Origin of the sequence: Flavobacterium gawalongense (genome assembly GCF_007097265.1) — a bacterium.
GTDB classification, from domain to species: domain Bacteria; phylum Bacteroidota; class Bacteroidia; order Flavobacteriales; family Flavobacteriaceae; genus Flavobacterium; species Flavobacterium gawalongense.
This window is the reverse complement of sequence record NZ_VJZP01000011.1, coordinates 49,025-67,085: the sequence shown is the minus strand read 5'-3', so window position 1 is coordinate 67,085 and position 18,061 is coordinate 49,025. Positions and strand designations below refer to the sequence as shown.

The window sequence follows — 18,061 nt, the reverse complement described above, 5'->3', positions numbered from 1 at the left end:
CTTCCAAAAAACCTTCACTTTAGGTTCGTTATGCAAAATAGAATGATAAGGCAATTAAGCGCTGATGTCACGGGAAAATTTAAAAACTAGACAAAAATAAAAACTAGTCACAAGATTGTCTAGTGAGTTCTTGACTTCCGAAGCTGGCACTATAACATTTAAAAGTGGAGACCAGAAGCCACTTAAAAAAACGGGGCGTCATCGAAAAGCCAAACGAGTAGAAGAATAAAAAAATAACAAAATGGAAAACATGAAAAAAGTAATGGTTCAATTTGACTTTCCTAACATGACGTCAAAACAATACGATCAGGTATGGCAAGATCTGCGTGCAGCAGGTCATGAAAATCCGAAAGGATTGATACATCATGTGAGTGCTCAGACTGATAAAGGTCTGAAAGTGGTGGATGTCTGGGAAAATGCAGATAAGTTTAATGAATTTGGACAAACGTTAATGCCTATTCTTGCTAAGAATGGGATTACGCCAACCCAACCAATTGTATCGCCGCTCCATTATGAATATTCCGGCAATCAAGTTCATTGAACTCCAATCAGACAGTTAAAGGCTAATGAGATGGACTGTCTCAATTAAGACAGTTCATCTCTAATTATTAGAATTTGTATCGTCTAACAAAAATGTAAACCTATCCATAAGGTTTCCTTTGTATTTTTAGATTCTTTTCAAGATCAAAATTACAACATAGCGAATGGATAGACACAAGAACCATCGTAATTTCATTTGACCAGTTCTTGATCTCTAAGACGTTACGGAATCCCTCTTTTAAAATAAAACGATACCAAAAATAACAACGAAAATGAAAGTAAAACAAAAAATAGCTGTCTTGATATTATTGGGTACCTTCAGCGTAGTCACACAGGTTCAGGCTCAAGACATGAAAATGCCTGCCGACCATATCATGGTTATGCCCGATGACATTAAGTGGGCAGATGCTCCATCTTCTTTACCGCCTGGAGCAAAAGCAGCAGTGATAGATGGTGATCCAAAGGCAATAGGATTATTCACCATGCGCATTAAAATTCCGGCTAATTATATGATAATGCCACATACACATCCCGCCGACGAGCATGTAACTGTTCTTGAAGGATCTTTATATATGGGACTCGGGGAAAAATTTGATGAAAAAACAGCGAATAAAATTCCGAATGGGGGATTTGCAATGATGAAAACTGGTACTCGTCATTATGCCTTCACTAAGGAAGAATCTATCATTCAATTACATGGTATGGGGCCTTGGGGAATCATCTACGTTAACCCTGCCGATGACCCAAGGAATAAAAAATAATTTAATTTGCAAAAATGAACAAGCAATCATTTCTTAGAAAATAACTGTTTATTAAAAACAAAACCCTTTCAAAGGTGATACTCTGAAAGGGTCATTAATTTAAAAAATAGTCGCTTTAAATTCCAGCCACCGCTTTTATTTCATCAATAATCCTTAACGCCAATGTATCGGCTTTTTCTTGTGAAGCCGCTTCGGTATAAATACGAATAATCGGTTCCGTGTTCGATTTTCTTAAATGTACCCATTCGTTAGCAAAATCAATTTTCACACCATCAATAGTTGTAATATCTTCGTTTTTATATTTTTCCGTCATGGCAACAAGAATGGCATCAACATCAATTTGAGGTGTCAATTCAATTTTGTTTTTGCTCATATAATATTCCGGATACGAAGCACGTAAAGCAGAAACTGTCATTTTTTTGTTTGCCAAATGCGTCAAAAATAAGGCTACTCCCACCAAACTATCCCGACCGTAATGCGATTCAGGATAAATGATTCCGCCATTACCTTCTCCGCCTATTACGGCATTATTCTTCTTCATCAATTCTACAACATTCACTTCACCTACTGCACTGGCTTCGTAGTTTCCGTTATGCTTGTTAGTCACATCACGTAATGCACGAGAAGAAGACATATTAGAAACTGTATTTCCTGTGGTTTTACTCAAAACATAATCGGCACAAGCCACTAATGTATATTCTTCCCCAAACATTTCTCCATCTTCGCAAATGAAAGCCAAACGATCAACATCAGGATCAACCACGATTCCTAAATGTGCTTTTTCTTTGACAACCAATTCTGAAATATCAGTCAAATGCTCTTTTAAAGGTTCCGGATTATGAGGAAAATGTCCGTTTGGTTCACAGTATAATTCTACCACTTCAACGCCCATTAATTCCAATAATCTTGGGATAATAATTCCTCCAGAAGAGTTTACGCCATCAACAACCACTTTAAATTTAGCCGCTTTTACTGCATCAATATCCACCAATGGTAAATTCAATACTTCATCAATATGAATATCCATGTACGCATCGTTAATCATAATGGCTCCTAAATCATCCACATCCGAGAAATCGAAAGCTTCCGCTTCAGCAATTTCAAGAATTTTAAGTCCTTCTGCACCATTCAGGAATTCTCCTTTTTCATTCAATAATTTCAAGGCATTCCATTGTTTTGGATTGTGCGAAGCAGTAAGGATAATTCCGCCTTCCGCTTTTTCAAGAGGAACAGCCACTTCAACGGTTGGCGTTGTCGAAAGCCCCAAATCAATCACGTCAATTCCTAAACCAATTAAAGTATTTACCACCAAATTGTGAATCATTGGTCCCGAAATACGGGCGTCACGACCTACAACAACCGTGATTTTTTCTTTTCCAATATATTTTTTCAACCAAGTTCCATACGCCGAAGCAAATTTAACTGCATCAACAGGTGTCAGATTATCACCTACTTTACCTCCTATTGTTCCACGAATTCCTGATATTGATTTTATTAAAGTCATTGATTATTATTTTAATTTTTGAATTATAAATTTTAATTTGCTCACAAATATAATAATTGACGGTTTATAAAAGTCATTTAGAATTCAAAATTCATCATTTAAATTCCTAAATTAGGCGAATGAATTTTTTAGCACACATCTATCTTTCCGGTGACAATGATTTAATCAAAATTGGCAATTTCATGGCCGATGGAATTCGTGGAAAACATTTTGAAAGTTATCCTTTAGAAATACAAAAAGGAATCATTCTGCATCGTGCCATTGACACTTTTACAGATGCACATCCCATTTTTAGACAAAGTACCAAACGCCTACATGAAAATTACCATCATTATGCCGGTGTAATTGTGGATGTTTTTTATGACCATTTTTTGGCGAAAAACTGGCAGAACTATTCTGATGAAAAACTAGAAAAATTTGTAGAACGCTTTTATCAATCTTTACACGATAATAAAAATATTCTTTCAGACAGAACCAAAGAAATAATGCCGTACATGATCCAACACAATTGGTTGGTGAGTTATCAAACAGTGGAGGGAATTAATCGAATTTTGACGCAAATGGATCACCGTACCAAAAACGAATCTAAAATGCGATTTGCTACCAATGAACTTTCTGAATTTTATTTGGATTTTGAAAATGAGTTCACCAATTTTTTTGAAGAATTAATAATTTACTCAAATGATAAAATAATTACTTTATGAAAAAAATAATACTACTTCTTGCTTTTGCCGTTTTAGGTTGCAAATCGAATGAAAAAATAGTTGAACCAACAGGTTTAGTAACTCCTAAAGCCATGATTGTTTCGGCACGTGAAGAAGCTTCAAAAATAGGCGTAGAAATCATGAAAGAAGGCGGAAATGCCTTTGACGCGATGGTAGCGACAGAGTTGGCTCTGGCAGTTTCTTATCCACAAGCAGGAAATATTGGCGGTGGTGGCTTTATGGTCTTTAGAAAAGCCAATGGCGAAACAGGTGCTATAGATTATAGAGAAAAAGCGCCACTGGCTGCTACTAAAGATATGTTTCTGGATGAAAAAGGAAATGTAATAGAAGGTAAAAGTAGAGAAACAGCTTTGGCTTCGGGTATTCCGGGTACGATTGCAGGAATATTTGAAGTACACAAAAAATATGGTTCTTTACCAATAAGCGAAATTCTAAAACCTGTAATTGCCTTGGCAGAAAAAGGAGTTATAGTAACTAAATTTCAAGCCGAAAGCCTAGCTGCTTATAGAGCTTCTTTCATTAAAAGTAATGGGCCAAACAGCCTATTTTCAAAAGAATACAAAGAAAATGACACTATAAAGTATCCAGCTTTGGCAGCAACACTAAAAAGAATTGCCAAAAACGGTCGAGATGAATTTTACAAAGGAGAAACAGCTCAAAAGTTAGTTATTTTTCTTGCTAAAAAAGGAGGAAATATGACATTTGAAGATTTAAATAAATACGATGCCAAATGGAGAACGCCAATAACATTTGAATATAAAGATTTAAAGATTATATCGATGTCTCCCCCGAGCAGTGGCGGTATTTGTCTGAATCAAATCATGGAAATGATTGAGCCTTTCAACCTTTCACAAATGGGGCATAATAGTCCAAAAGCGATTCAGCTGATTACTGAAGCAGAAAGAAGAGCGTATGCCGACAGAAATTATTTCTTGGGAGATCCTGATTTTGTTAAACTTCCAATGAAAGAATTAGTCGACCCAACTTATTTAAAGAGCAGAATGAGTGATTTTTCATTCGACAAAGCATCAAAATCTTCGGATATTGCTAACGGAGAAATCAAAGGTTATGAAAGCAAACAAACTACTCATTATTCTATTGTTGATACCGACGGAAATGCCGTTTCGGCAACGACTACTTTAAATGATAATTATGGTTCTAAAATATATTGCGATGAATTGGGTTTCTTTTTGAATAATCAAATGGATGATTTTAGTGCCAAACCAGGAGTTCCAAACTTATATGGACTTACAGGAACTGAAGCCAATAGCATTGCTCCCGAAAAAAGAATGCTGAGCTCCATGTCTCCAACCATTGTAGAAAAAAACGGAAAACTTTTTATGGTTGTTGGAACACCTGGAGGTTCTACTATAATCACATCGGTTTTACAAACGATATTGAATGTGTATGAATTTGGCATGAGCATGCAAGAAGCTGTAAATGCACCCCGTTTTCATCATCAATGGTTACCAGATGAGATTACTTTTGAACCTAATTCATTCGATAAAGAATTATTAAAGAATTTAAAGAAAAAAGGATACTTGATCAATGAAAAAAACAAAGAAATAATTGGTGAAGTAGATGCAGTTTTAGTGTTACCAAATAGTAAGCTTGAAGGTGGCGCAGATAAAAGAGGTGACAATAAAGCCGTTGGTTTTTAAAAGTCTATTTGTTGTTTAATTTATACTATCCGAATGAAAAAAATTATTATTCTATTGAGTGTTTTTTGTGTTGGTTGTAAAACTCAAAGTGTTATGGTAAAGCCTACCGGGCTTGTTGTTGATAAAGCAATGGTAGTTTCGGCTCGTGAAGAAGCTTCAAAAATAGGTGTTGAAATCATGAATAAAGGAGGAAATGCTTTTGATGCAATGGTTGCAACTGAATTAGCTCTTGCTGTAGCCTATCCATACGCAGGAAATCTTGGTGGTGGTGGTTTTATGGTATATCGAAAAGCAAATGGCGAAACTGGAACTTTGGATTATCGCGAAAAAGCGCCATTGGCAGCCACAAAAGACATGTTTCTTGACGATAAAGGAAATGTTATTAAAGGAAAAAGTACAACTACAGCCCTCGCTATTGGAATACCGGGAACTATTGCAGGCGTATTTGAAGTACATAAAAAATTAGGATCCTTGCCTATCGAAGAAATATTGAAACCCGTAATTGAATTAGCGGAACGCGGAGTTATTGTTACTAATAAACAAGAAAAACGTCTGAATGAATACCGAAATGAACTTATAAAAATAAACGGAGTCAATTCACTACTGTCAACTGTTTTTAAAGAAAATGATACGATTAAATACCCTGCTCTGGCAGCCACATTAAGACGAATTTCTAAAAATGGCAGAGATGAATTTTACAAAGGAGAAACCGCAAAAATATTAGTCCAATACCTTCAAGAAAAAGGAGCTATAATTACTATGGAAGATTTGGCTAAATATGAAGCCAAATGGAGAACACCACTTACTTTTAAGTATAAAGATCTAAAAATTATTTCGATGCCACCACCTAGTAGTGGCGGAATATGTTTGGCTCAAATATTTAAAATGATTGCTCCTTACGATTTAGAAAAAATGGGACATAATTCATCCAAATCTATACAAGTTATTGTTGAAGCCGAAAGAAGAGCCTATGCAGACCGAAGTTATTTTCTGGGCGATCCTGATTTTGTAAAGATTCCACTTAAAGCATTAATGGCTGATGACTATTTAAAACAAAGAATGGCTAATTTTAATTTTGATAAAGCCACCCTTTCATCGGATATCAAAGAAGGGAATGTAAATTATAATGAAAGTACCGAAACTACACATTATTCTATTGTGGATCAATTTGGTAACGCAATTGCAGCCACAACAACGCTAAATGCAGGTTATGGTTCTAAATATTATTGTGATGCATTGGGCTTTTTCCTAAACAATGAAATGGACGATTTTAGCACTAAGCCTGGTGAGCCTAATATGTTTGGATTAGTAGGAAATGAAGCCAATAGTATTGCGCCTCAAAAAAGGATGTTAAGTTCTATGACGCCCACAATAGTGGAGAAAAACGAAAAATTATTTATGGTGGTTGGTTCGCCAGGGGGTTCTACGATAATCACATCGGTATTACAAACCATCTTAAATGTTTATGAATACAGTTTGAGCATGCAGGAAGCGGTAAATGCGCCACGTTTTCATCACCAATGGTTACCCGATTTAATTACTTTTGAACCCAATACATTCGACACTAAAACATTCGATATTTTAAAATCAAAAGGATATAAAATCAATGAAAAAACAACTCCCGTAATAGGAAAAGTAGATGCAATTTTGGTTCTGCCAAATCAAACTTTAGAAGGAGGAGCCGATTTTAGAGGAGATGATAAAGCCGTAGGATTTTAGCCCTTCGACTGCGCTCAGGATGACGACAAATTTAATATTTATGAATTTTATTACAGCATTAGAAAACGCTTTTGCAGCAAATAAAAATCCGGAAAATGCTTTTGCTATGGCAAAATACATGAAAAATAATTTTCCTTTTTTTGGAATTAAAACGGAGGAACGAAGACGCATTTTCAAAGAAATTTGGAAAGAAAATAAGCAAGAAGTTGCGGCAAACGCAAGACAAATTGCTTTATCATTATATTCAAAACAAGAACGCGAATTTCATTATTGCGCTATTGAAATTTTGATAAAAGAACTAAAAGGAAATTATAACCTTGAGGATATTCAACTGATTGAAAAACTGATACTCACTAATTCTTGGTGGGACAGTGTGGATACAATTGCAAAGTACATTTTAGGAGAATATTTATTAGAATTTCCATTGGAAACCAAAAACACATTAGAACGATTTTCAAAGTCAGAAAATATGTGGTTGAATAGAAGTGCTATTTTATTCCAATTGAATTACAAACAAAAAACAAATTCCGATTTTTTATTTTCTGAATGCTTAAAACAAACGCATTCCAAGGAATTTTTTATTCAAAAAGCAATTGGCTGGGCCTTACGGGAATATGCAAAGTCAAATCCTGAAGCGGTGAAGCAATTTGTTGCTAACAATAATTTAAAACCATTAAGCAAAAAAGAAGCCTTGAAAAATATTTGTTGCCCTTAAAATAGTAGTAGTTTTGCACCCCTTTTAAAAAATTATAATGTTCAAAAAATATATATCCAAGTTAGAAACCGTAATTGCTTTAGCGCAATCCTTATTAACTCCAAAGCAGTTTATCTTTTTATCTGCTGTTTTAGTTGGAATTTCTGCAGCGTTTGCTGTAATTGTTTTAAAAACTTTTGCGCACTGGGTTTTTTCTTTTGCTACTTATGTTAGTGGAATTTTAAAATTGGGTTTCATCAATAGTATTTTGCCAATAATTGGTATTTTGCTTACCGTTTTTGTTGTCAAAAGAGTTTTGGGAGGAACAATCCAAAAAGGAACTTCACAAATTTTATATGCTGTTGCCAAAAAAGCGAGTATTATTCCCAAAAAACAAATGTATGCCCAAATCGTAACCAGTTCGCTAACAGTTGGATTAGGAGGTTCGGCAGGTTTAGAAAGTCCTATTGTAATTACTGGTGCCGCTTTTGGATCCAATTATGCCAAAAAATATAATCTAAGTTATAAGGACAGAACTTTATTGATAGGTTGTGGTGTTGCCGCAGGAATTGCCGCAGCTTTTAATGCGCCTATTGCCGGAGTATTGTTTGCTATTGAAGTCCTATTGGTCGATGTAAGCATTTCAGCATTTACTCCCATTATGATTGCGGCAGCTACTGGTGCTTTAGTTTCTGTTATAGCTTTAGATGAGACCATTTTATTATCTTTTAAACAACAACAAACTTTTAACTATCATAATATCCCTTTTTACGTGCTTCTGGGATTATTTACTGGATTTATTTCGGTTTATTATTCTCGAAATTTTCAAAGGGTAGAACATTTTTTTGCTCGGCTAAAACTCAGTCCTTACAAGAAAGCACTGTTTGGTTCTTCCATTTTAGCCATTCTTATTTTTATTTTCCCAACACTTTTTGGAGAAGGTTATGAAAGTATTAAAACCTTATCTGAAAATAATCCTGGGCAATTACTTGAAAACACATTATTCAGCAGTTTCAGAAATAACAGTTGGGCACTTTTACTTTTTGTGGGTTGCACCATGATGATAAAGGTTTTTGCAACTGGAATAACCTTAAGTAGCGGGGGAAACGGGGGTAACTTTGCTCCTTCCCTATTTTTGGGTTCTTATGTTGGTTTTTTCTTTTCCAAATTTCTAAATCTAACAGGGATTACCAAATTACCTATAAGTAATTTTACAATGGTAGGAATGGCAGGAATTTTAAGTGGATTGTTTCATGCACCATTAACAGCCATTTTTCTAATAGCAGAAATTACGGGAGGTTACAACTTAATGATTCCTCTTATGATAGTTTCCTCTATCAGTTTTGCCATTTCAAAACGATTTGAAAAGCATTCTATGGACGTGAAAAATTTAGCCAAAAAAGGACATGCTTTTACCAGTAATAAAGACACAAATATACTTTCAACATTAGATACTAACGCCATCATTCAAACTGACTATTTAACTGTTTCTCCGGATGAAAATCTAGAGAAATTAGTTGATTTAATTTCACATTCAAATCAAGTTATTTTTGCTGTCGTAGATAAAGACAAAAAAATGGTAGGTATCGTTCATTTTAATACTATCAGAGAAATTATTTTCAATCCTTATCGGGTAAAATTTACTTTGATAAAAGAAATTATGATTCCGCCTATAGAAATAATTTCACCAGAGGATAGTATGGAAACTGTAATGAATAAATTTGAAAAGGCGAAAGTTGTTTTTCTACCAGTACTCAAAGATGAGAAATACTACGGTTTTATTTCTAAATCTATAGCGCTGGAAGCCTACAGAACCAAACTGAAATCAATGACAATAGATTAATTTTAATATCGGATAGTATTAAAATATTATTTATCCGATATTAATAAGTATCTTTGTTGTCATTATGTGGAACATAGACTTAAACTATCGAGAAGAATTTCAAACATCTTTTGAAAGATTGCATGAAAAAAAGCAAGTTTTGCAAACCAGCAGACCATTGCCAAATATCGCTTTGCATAAAATCAGGGAAAGTCTCTCCATTGAATGGACCTATAACTCTAATAGCATTGAAGGAAATACAATGAGTCTTCGGGAGACACAAATGGTTATTCAAGAAGGTATTACCATTAAAGGAAAATCACTTAGAGAACATTTTGAAACCCACAATCACGATAAAGCCATTAACTATTTATATTCCATTGTAAATGAAGATTATAATTTAAGAAGTATAGACATTTTGTCTTTGCATGGATTAGTTTTACGTTCTATTGAAGATGACTTTGCGGGGCGCATTCGCAATGGAGGTGTTCGTATTACAGGAGCAAATTTTACTCCGCCAAATGCAAATAAAGTTCCAGATTTACTGGATGAATTAATTGATTTCATAAATACAAATCCTTTGCAGCTTAATGATATTGAGCTAGCAACTGTTTTTCATCATAAATTAGTTTGGATACATCCTTTCTTTGATGGAAATGGTCGTACGGTTCGCTTGGCAATGAATTTATTATTGATGCGTTCTGGTTTTCCACCTGCCATAATCTTAAAAAATGACAGAAAGAAATATTATGAAGCTCTTAATCAAGCTAATGGCGGTAATTATCAAAAACTTACCCTTTTGATGTGTCAATCCCTTGAAAGGACGCTGAATATTTATATCAATTCATTGCCCGGAAATGACAAAGAATATGTAGCAATTTCAAATTTAGTTCAAGAACCTAATATGCCTTATGGTCAAGAATACATTAGTTTATTAGCCAGGACAGGAAAAATTGATGCTTACAAAGAAGGTCGGAACTGGCTTACAACAAGAGAAGCCGTCGAGGATTACATGGCAACCAGAAAAAGAAAACGCTAACTTAAGTTGGCGTTTTTTTATATCCCATTTTAACATAAACTTCTAAACTGTTCTATCGAAAGAATAAATCAAAATGGTAACTTTGCTTTTTTGCAAAAATTATGTTAGACAAAGACAATACCATTGAAGTTCAAGGCGCTCGCGTTCACAATCTAAAAAACATAGATATTTCCATTCCTCGTGAAAAACTGGTCGTAATTACCGGTCTTTCGGGTTCTGGGAAATCCTCCTTAGCTTTCGATACCATTTATGCCGAAGGGCAACGCCGTTATGTAGAAACTTTTTCTGCTTATGCGCGTCAATTTCTGGGTGGTCTAGAACGCCCTGATGTGGATAAAATTGACGGACTTTCGCCAGTAATTGCCATTGAACAAAAAACGACCAGTAAAAGTCCGCGTTCAACCGTAGGAACAATTACTGAGATTTATGATTTCCTGCGCTTGCTTTACGCTCGTGGTGCCGATGCGTACAGCTACAATACAGGCGAAAAAATGGTGAGTTATAATGATGAGCAAATAAAGGATTTGATTATTCAAGATTTTACAGGAAAACGCATCAATATTTTAGCTCCTGTTATTAGAGCTAGAAAAGGGCATTATGCCGAGCTTTTCCAACAAATAGCCAAGCAGGGTTTTCTTAAGGTTCGAGTGAATGGCGAAGTGCTGGACATTACTTTAGGAATGAAATTAGACCGTTATAAAACGCACGATATAGAAATTGTTGTGGATAGAATGGTGATTGAAAATACTCCTGACCCGAGGACAAAGGACGAACTGGCGAAGCAAAATGAAAAACGACTAAGTGAAAGCATCAATACTGCTATGCATCACGGGGAGAATGTGTTGATGGTTTTGGACCAAGATTCAAATGAAGTACGGTTTTTTAGCAGAAATCTGATGTGTCCAAGTACCGGAATTTCCTATCAAAATCCCGAACCGAATTTATTTTCTTTTAATTCCCCAAAAGGCGCTTGTGATCATTGTAATGGTTTAGGAACTGTGAACGAAATCAATACAAAAAAGATTATTCCAAACCCGAAATTGTCCATAAAAAATGGCGGTTTTGCTCCTTTGGGAGAATACAAATCCTCTTGGATTTTTAAACAATTGGAAATCATAGGAGAAAAATATGGTTTTAAATTGACGGATGCCGTGGAAACCATTCCAGAGGAAGCGATGGAAATGATTTTGAATGGCGGAAAAGAAAAATTCACCATCAACTCCAAAGATTTAGGCGTTGCACGAGAATACAAAATTGATTTTGAAGGGATTTCACATTTCATAAAAAACCAACATGACGAAAGTGGTTCTACAACTATAAAACGTTGGGCAAAGGAATTTATGGACGAAATAAAATGCCCTGTTTGCGAAGGTTCCCGTTTGAAAAAAGAAGCGATGTTCTTTAAAATCAATGAAAAAAATATTGCCGAATTATGCGATATGGATATTTCAGATTTGACAGCTTGGTTTCTGGATTTAGAGAACCATCTGTCTGATAAACAAAAGCGTATCGCTACTGAAGTAATCAAAGAGATTAAGGATCGATTGAACTTTTTGATGAATGTAGGTTTGGATTATTTGGCTTTAAGCCGAAGCTCCAAATCACTTTCCGGCGGAGAAGCACAACGTATTCGTTTGGCTACTCAAATTGGTTCGCAACTCGTTGGTGTTTTATATATTCTGGATGAGCCGAGTATTGGTTTACACCAAAGAGACAATGATAAATTGATTCATTCTCTCGAACAATTACGAGATATTGGAAATTCAGTAATTGTAGTGGAACACGATAAAGACATGATTGAACGTGCCGATTATGTGATTGATATTGGCCCAAAAGCAGGAAAATACGGAGGTGAAATCATCAGCAAAGGAACGCCTGCCGAAATCCTGAAACATCATACCATAACGGCGATGTACATGAATGGCGAAATGAAAATTGAAGTTCCGGAAAAACGTCGTGAAGGAAATGGAAAATTCTTAAAATTGACGGGGGCAACAGGAAATAACCTGAAAAATGTTTCGATAGAATTGCCTTTGGGTAAAATGATTTGCGTGACCGGAGTTTCGGGAAGTGGAAAATCAACTTTGATTAATGAGACGCTCTACCCTATTTTGAATGCGTATTATTTTAATGGCGTCAAAAAACCACAGCCGTATAAAAAAATTGAAGGATTGGAACATATCGATAAAGTGATTGATATTGACCAAAGCCCTATTGGTAGAACGCCAAGAAGTAATCCTGCAACATACACCGAAGTTTTTACCGAAATCAGAAATCTGTTTACGATGACATCTGAAAGTATGATTCGGGGATATAAAGCGGGTCGATTTAGTTTTAATGTGAAAGGCGGACGCTGTGAAACCTGTGAAGGATCGGGTGTGCGAACGATTGAGATGAACTTTTTACCAGATGTGTATGTGGAATGTGAAACTTGCCAAGGAAAACGTTTTAACAGAGAAACATTGGAGATTCGATATAAAGGAAAATCCATTTCGGATGTGTTGAATATGACGGTAGATGAAGCAGTTCCATTTTTTGAAATGATTCCGAAGATTTATAGAAAAGTAAAAACGATTCAGGATGTTGGTTTGGGCTATATTACGCTTGGACAACAAAGCACAACGCTTTCCGGTGGTGAAGCACAACGTATCAAACTGGCGGGTGAATTGTCTAAAAAAGATACCGGAAACACGTTTTATATTCTGGATGAACCCACAACAGGATTGCATTTTGAAGACATACGGGTGTTGATGGAAGTCATCAATAAACTGGTTGATAAAGGAAATACGATTTTGATTATCGAGCACAATATGGACGTGATTAAACTGGCCGATTACATTATAGACATCGGTCCTGAAGGTGGAAAAGGCGGCGGACAACTCGTTGCTAAAGGAACTCCTGAAGAAATTGTGAAAAATAAAAAAAGCTATACTGCGCAGTTTTTGAAAAAAGAGTTGGCTTAAATTCCCCTCCTCTGGAGGGGTGCCCGAAGGGCGGGGTGGTTTTTATTTACTTTCATTTTCGCTACAATTGACATTTTTTTGTAAATTCAATCCTAAAAACCACCCCACCATAAATGACAACACATCCAAAGGAGAGGAATAAAAAGCAAATCGTATGGAAAACAATGGCGAAATAACGGCTTATATAAACACACAGCCTATTTATAGAAATTTCATCGAAAACTTACCCTACAACATAAAACTAAAAGCTAGATCTCGAGCATTGCGTAAAGCAGGTGTGCTATCAGAAGTCATTTTTTGGTTGCAAGTACACAAAGGGATATTCTGGAAAATAGATTTTGACAGACAAAGAATCATAGGCAATTTTATCGTAGATTTTTATGTAAAAGCCTTAGGATTGGTAGTCGAAATTGACGGTTCAAGCCATGATAACAAAGAAGAGTACGACCAAAAAAGAGAAGATTATCTCCTTTCTTTAGGATTAAAGGTTTATAGAATCTCTGATTTAAGGGTAAAACATGATTTGAATAATGTGATGATGGAGCTAGAGAAATATATTGTTGTAGAATTTGGAAATAAAGCGACCAATATCTGAAAATTTTCGACAATAAAACCACCCCGCCCTCCGGGCACCCCTCCAAAGGAGGGGAAAAACAGAGGGACAACTTCTATTGGAAGGAACTCCAGAAAAAATCGTTAAAAATAACAAGAGCTATCATCACAGTTTTTGAAAAAAGAGTTATCTTAGTAAAAATGTCTTTAACAAAGATTAATTTTAAAAACAAAAAGTTGAATTGAAAACGGATGCCCTAGCCCAGATAGTAGTGAAAATCCTTATGAGCCGGGGTTCGGCTCATAAGATTGAAACGAATAGCTGGAAATAGCTCCATCTTTCGACTTCGCTCAAGATAAAAAATAAAAGAAAATGAGATTAGAAGATTTTGATAATGACGAGGATAAAGTGATCCAAGACAGACTGAAAAGAAAGACCTGGAACGAAATAAGAACCAATGACAGTTGGGCGATTTTTAAAATCATGGCCGAATTTGTAAATGGCTATGAAAGTATGGGACGCATTGGCCCGTGTGTTACCATTTTTGGTTCGGCAAGAACAAAACCGGAAGATAAATATTATTTGCTTGCCGAAAAAATTGCCTATAAAATAAGTAAAGCCGGTTATGGCGTGATTACTGGTGGCGGTCCAGGAATTATGGAAGCGGGAAATAAAGGCGCACATCTTGGCGGAGGAACCTCTGTGGGATTGAATATTGAACTGCCTTTTGAACAACATTTTAACCCGTATATTGACAACGATAAAAACCTGAATTTTGATTATTTCTTTGTTCGCAAAGTAATGTTTGTAAAATATTCCCAAGGATTTGTTGTAATGCCGGGCGGTTTTGGCACTTTGGATGAAATGTTTGAAGCGATGACCTTAATTCAAACAAAAAAAATTGCACGATTCCCTATAATACTTGTTGGAACCAGCTTTTGGGCAGGATTAATTGAATGGATAAAAACAGTTTTAATAGAAAAGGAACACACGGTAAGTGCCGAAGATATGAATTTATTCAAAATTGTAGATACTGAAGATGAAGTGGTTGATGTGTTAGATAAATTCTATAAAAAATATGATTTAACTCCAAATTTTTAATTAAAAAGCTGTCTAACCAACAGCTTTCTTTTTTTAGCTAATTTTTAAGATAGTTTTATTCCATTTTAGTCTAATAATAAGTATATTTATTTTTTATAATTTTAATGCCAACACTTGAAATCATTCTTTAAAATTGCATTTTATGTTCTTGTTTTATTAACATCGATAAAACAATATGCACAACATCATTCTAAAATGATTGTTGAATTGAATTCAGAGAGTAAAACATTGAATATCCAGCAAGAAATTACTTTTTTTAATCAATCAGACGATACGTTGACTTCCATAGTTTTGAATGATTGGAACAACGCCTATTCTGATAAAAACACACCTTTAGCCAAACGTTTTTCGGATGAATTTTATAGAGGTTTCCATCTAGCAAAAGAAGAAGAACGAGGAAGTACGAATAATTTAACCATTATTGATGCTAATCAATTATTTCTTTCGTGGGAAAGAACAGAGAAAAATCCAGATTATATTGAAGTTAAATTAAGAGACAAATTACTTCCAAATCAGAAAACAACTTTACATCTTACCTATATTTCTAAAATTCCCAGTGATAAATTCACCAAATATGGGTATAATAATAACGGTGAAATGAACCTTAAAAACTGGTTCCTTACCCCCGCTCGTTATGAAAATCATAATTTTATTCGATACAGCAACAATAATTTGGATGATATTACCAATGCGGTTTCTAATTTTGACATTGACCTGAAAATTCCTGCAACTTTAGAAATCATTTCGGATTTAAATAGTAGTTTGCCAAACAAGACTGAAACTTTTTCAAGCTATAAATTGTCTGGAAATAACCGAACTGATTTTAGTCTTTTTGTAGAAGCAAAATCTGGTTTCATCAGTTTTAAAAATAATGCTAACGAAGTACTGACTAATCTCAAAGAAAATAAAATAAGTGCTATTCAAAAAGCAGTTATTGTGGATCGTGTGATGAATTATGTAAATACGCTTGTTGGCAAATATCCACATGAAAAAATAATAGTTTCCCAAACTGATTATGAGAGAAATCCTTTTTATGGATTGAATCAATTGCCTTCATTTTTAAGTCCCTTTTCGGATGAATTTATATTTGAGATTAAATTTTTGAAAACCTATTTGAACTCGTATTTAAAGACTAGTTTGCGTTTAGATCCAAGAAAAGACAACTGGATTTATGATGGAATCCAGGTTTATGCCATGATGAAATATATTGATGAAAATCATCCAAATACGAAAATGTTTGGTAGTGTTTCTAAACTTCGATTATTGAAAAGCTATAACTTAACCAATTTAAATTTTAATGAGCAATACAGCTATTTTTATATGCTTATGGCCCGGAAAAACTTGGACCAACCGCTTGGAGATCCAAAAAACAGTTTAATAAAATTCAACGAACAAATTGCCAGTAAATATAGAGCTGGATTGAGTTTTAGATTTTTAGACGATTATCTGGAGCATGGGACTGTTAACAATAGTATTCGCCAATTTTACGTTGAAAATAAGGAAAAACAAGTTTCGAGAACTGATTTTGAAAGGATACTGAAATCGAATGCTGATAAAGATATTAACTGGTTCTTTAAAACGATAACCGATTCCCGTGAAATCATTGATTATAAATTTTCGGGCGTTTCAAAAACAAAAGACAGTATTACTTTTTCCGTAAAAAACAAAACTAATGTTTTGGTGCCAATTCCTGTTTATGGGGTAAAAAAAGGTGAAGTGGTTTTTAAGAAATGGCTTGATGCCAATGAAATGGACAGTACTTTTACAATTGAAAGAAAAAATGCCTACAAAATTATTTTAAATTACAAAAACGAAGTGCCGGAATATAATTTGAGAAATAACTGGAAAAAATTAGAAGGCTTTTTTCCAAACAATCGTCCGGTAAAATTTGTCTTTATGAAGGATTTGGAAGATCCATATTACAATCAAGTTCTATACGTGCCTACGCTGACTTATAATTATTATGATGGACTTAGTCCAGGATTAAGGCTTCATAATAAAACTATTTTAGAAAAGCCTTTTACCTTTGATATCAATCCATCCTATTCGACTAAATCAGATAATCTATCTGGTTTTGCTTCTTTTGTCGTCAATAAAAACTACCGAAATAGTACTTTGTTCAATGTAAAATATTCTGCTAGTGGCTCTTTCTTTCATTATGCACCGGACGCCACTTATCTAAAAATAAATCCTATGGTTCAATTGCGAATCCGGGAACAAAGCTTTAGAGACAATAGAAAACAGCTAATACTGCTGCGCCAAGTATTGGTAAATAGAGAAAAAAGTGCTTTTGTTCTCGATAATTCAACAGAAAATTATTCTGTTTTTAACGCCAAATATTTCAACACCAGAACAGAAGTTACCAATCATTTTAGTTTCATGTCTGATGTACAACTATCAGGTAAATTTGGAAAAATTGCGACTGAATTCGAATATAGAAAATTATTTGAAAATAATCTTCAGATTAATTTACGATTATATGCCGGTAGCTTTTTATACAATAAAACCGCTTCAGACTTTTTTAGTTTTGCATTAGACCACCCAACCGATTATCTATTTGATTATAACTATTATGGTAGATCTGAAAGCAAGGGTTTTTATAGCCAACAATTTATATTAGCTGAAGGTGGTTTTAAATCAAAACTGGACACCCCTTTTGCCAATCAATGGATCACTACATTAAACGGAAGTTTTAATATTTGGAATTGGATGGAACTATATGGAGATGTGGGACTTATCAAAAATAAAAACCAAAATGAGAAATTTGTATATGATAGCGGAATTCGTTTGAATTTAGTAACAGACTATTTCGAATTGTATTTTCCAATTTATTCCAACAATGGATGGGAAATTGCCCAAAATAATTACAATGAAAAAATACGGTTTCTGGTTACATTCGCTCCAAAAACATTAATCAATCTTTTTAATCGAAAATGGTTTTAATCTCATAAAAAAACCAACATTAATTACATTATTCTC

General features: G+C 34.6%; 13 protein-coding genes. 12 read left to right on the top strand and 1 reads right to left on the bottom strand.

Translation table 11 applies throughout. The annotated features are described in order from the left end of the window. Positions 1-241 precede the first annotated feature (241 nt). Positions 242-541, top strand: coding sequence for a hypothetical protein (locus tag FNW38_RS08170; protein ID WP_143387388.1), 300 nt, complete (start codon positions 242-244; stop codon positions 539-541). 355 nt (positions 542-896) lie between these two features. Then, a complete protein-coding gene (locus tag FNW38_RS08165; protein WP_218043720.1) occupies positions 897-1,301 on the top strand; it encodes a cupin domain-containing protein in 405 nt (134 codons plus the stop codon). Positions 1,302-1,416: 115 nt separating this feature from the next. Here the strand turns inward: FNW38_RS08165 and glmM are convergent, their stop codons facing one another. Further along, positions 1,417-2,805, bottom strand: a complete 1,389-nt coding sequence (glmM, locus tag FNW38_RS08160; protein ID WP_143387386.1) for a phosphoglucosamine mutase — start codon at positions 2,803-2,805, stop codon at positions 1,417-1,419. A gap of 119 nt (positions 2,806-2,924) precedes the next feature. On the opposite strand from glmM, the gene FNW38_RS08155 reads away from it, so the two are divergent. From FNW38_RS08155 to FNW38_RS08110, 10 genes are all read left to right on the top strand, one after another. Further along, complete coding sequence (locus FNW38_RS08155) at positions 2,925-3,509, top strand: acyl carrier protein phosphodiesterase (RefSeq protein WP_143387385.1); 585 nt, start codon at positions 2,925-2,927, stop codon at positions 3,507-3,509. After that, positions 3,506-5,191: a gamma-glutamyltransferase gene (gene ggt / locus FNW38_RS08150; protein WP_143387384.1), complete on the top strand. Its 1,686-nt coding sequence runs from the start codon at positions 3,506-3,508 to the stop codon at positions 5,189-5,191. The genes FNW38_RS08155 and ggt (FNW38_RS08150) overlap by 4 nt, the downstream gene beginning before the upstream one ends. A gap of 33 nt (positions 5,192-5,224) precedes the next feature. Beyond that, positions 5,225-6,910, top strand: a complete 1,686-nt coding sequence (gene ggt / locus FNW38_RS08145) for a gamma-glutamyltransferase (protein WP_143387383.1) — start codon at positions 5,225-5,227, stop codon at positions 6,908-6,910. 40 nt (positions 6,911-6,950) lie between these two features. Beyond that, positions 6,951-7,625 carry a DNA alkylation repair protein gene (locus FNW38_RS08140; protein ID WP_143387382.1) on the top strand — a complete coding sequence of 225 codons (675 nt, stop codon included), beginning with the start codon at positions 6,951-6,953 and terminating at the stop codon, positions 7,623-7,625. 37 nt (positions 7,626-7,662) lie between these two features. Beyond that, the gene (locus FNW38_RS08135; protein WP_143387381.1) at positions 7,663-9,447 is read left to right on the top strand and encodes a chloride channel protein; all 1,785 of its coding nucleotides are present in this window, start codon (positions 7,663-7,665) and stop codon (positions 9,445-9,447) included. A gap of 64 nt (positions 9,448-9,511) precedes the next feature. Next, positions 9,512-10,465, top strand: a complete 954-nt coding sequence (locus FNW38_RS08130) for a Fic family protein (protein WP_143387380.1) — start codon at positions 9,512-9,514, stop codon at positions 10,463-10,465. Positions 10,466-10,566: 101 nt separating this feature from the next. Further along, on the top strand, positions 10,567-13,428 hold the full coding sequence (uvrA, locus tag FNW38_RS08125; RefSeq protein ID WP_143387379.1) for an excinuclease ABC subunit UvrA: 2,862 nt from the start codon (positions 10,567-10,569) through the stop codon (positions 13,426-13,428). 154 nt (positions 13,429-13,582) lie between these two features. Continuing rightward, positions 13,583-14,023, top strand: coding sequence for an endonuclease domain-containing protein (locus FNW38_RS08120; protein WP_144064754.1), 441 nt, complete (start codon positions 13,583-13,585; stop codon positions 14,021-14,023). 330 nt (positions 14,024-14,353) lie between these two features. Beyond that, positions 14,354-15,082 (top strand): LOG family protein, encoded by a 729-nt coding sequence (locus tag FNW38_RS08115; protein ID WP_143387377.1) that lies wholly within the window; start codon positions 14,354-14,356, stop codon positions 15,080-15,082. Between the two features lie 195 nt (positions 15,083-15,277). Next, the gene (locus tag FNW38_RS08110) at positions 15,278-18,025 is read left to right on the top strand and encodes a gluzincin family metallopeptidase (RefSeq protein WP_143387434.1); all 2,748 of its coding nucleotides are present in this window, start codon (positions 15,278-15,280) and stop codon (positions 18,023-18,025) included. Positions 18,026-18,061: the final 36 nt, after the last annotated feature.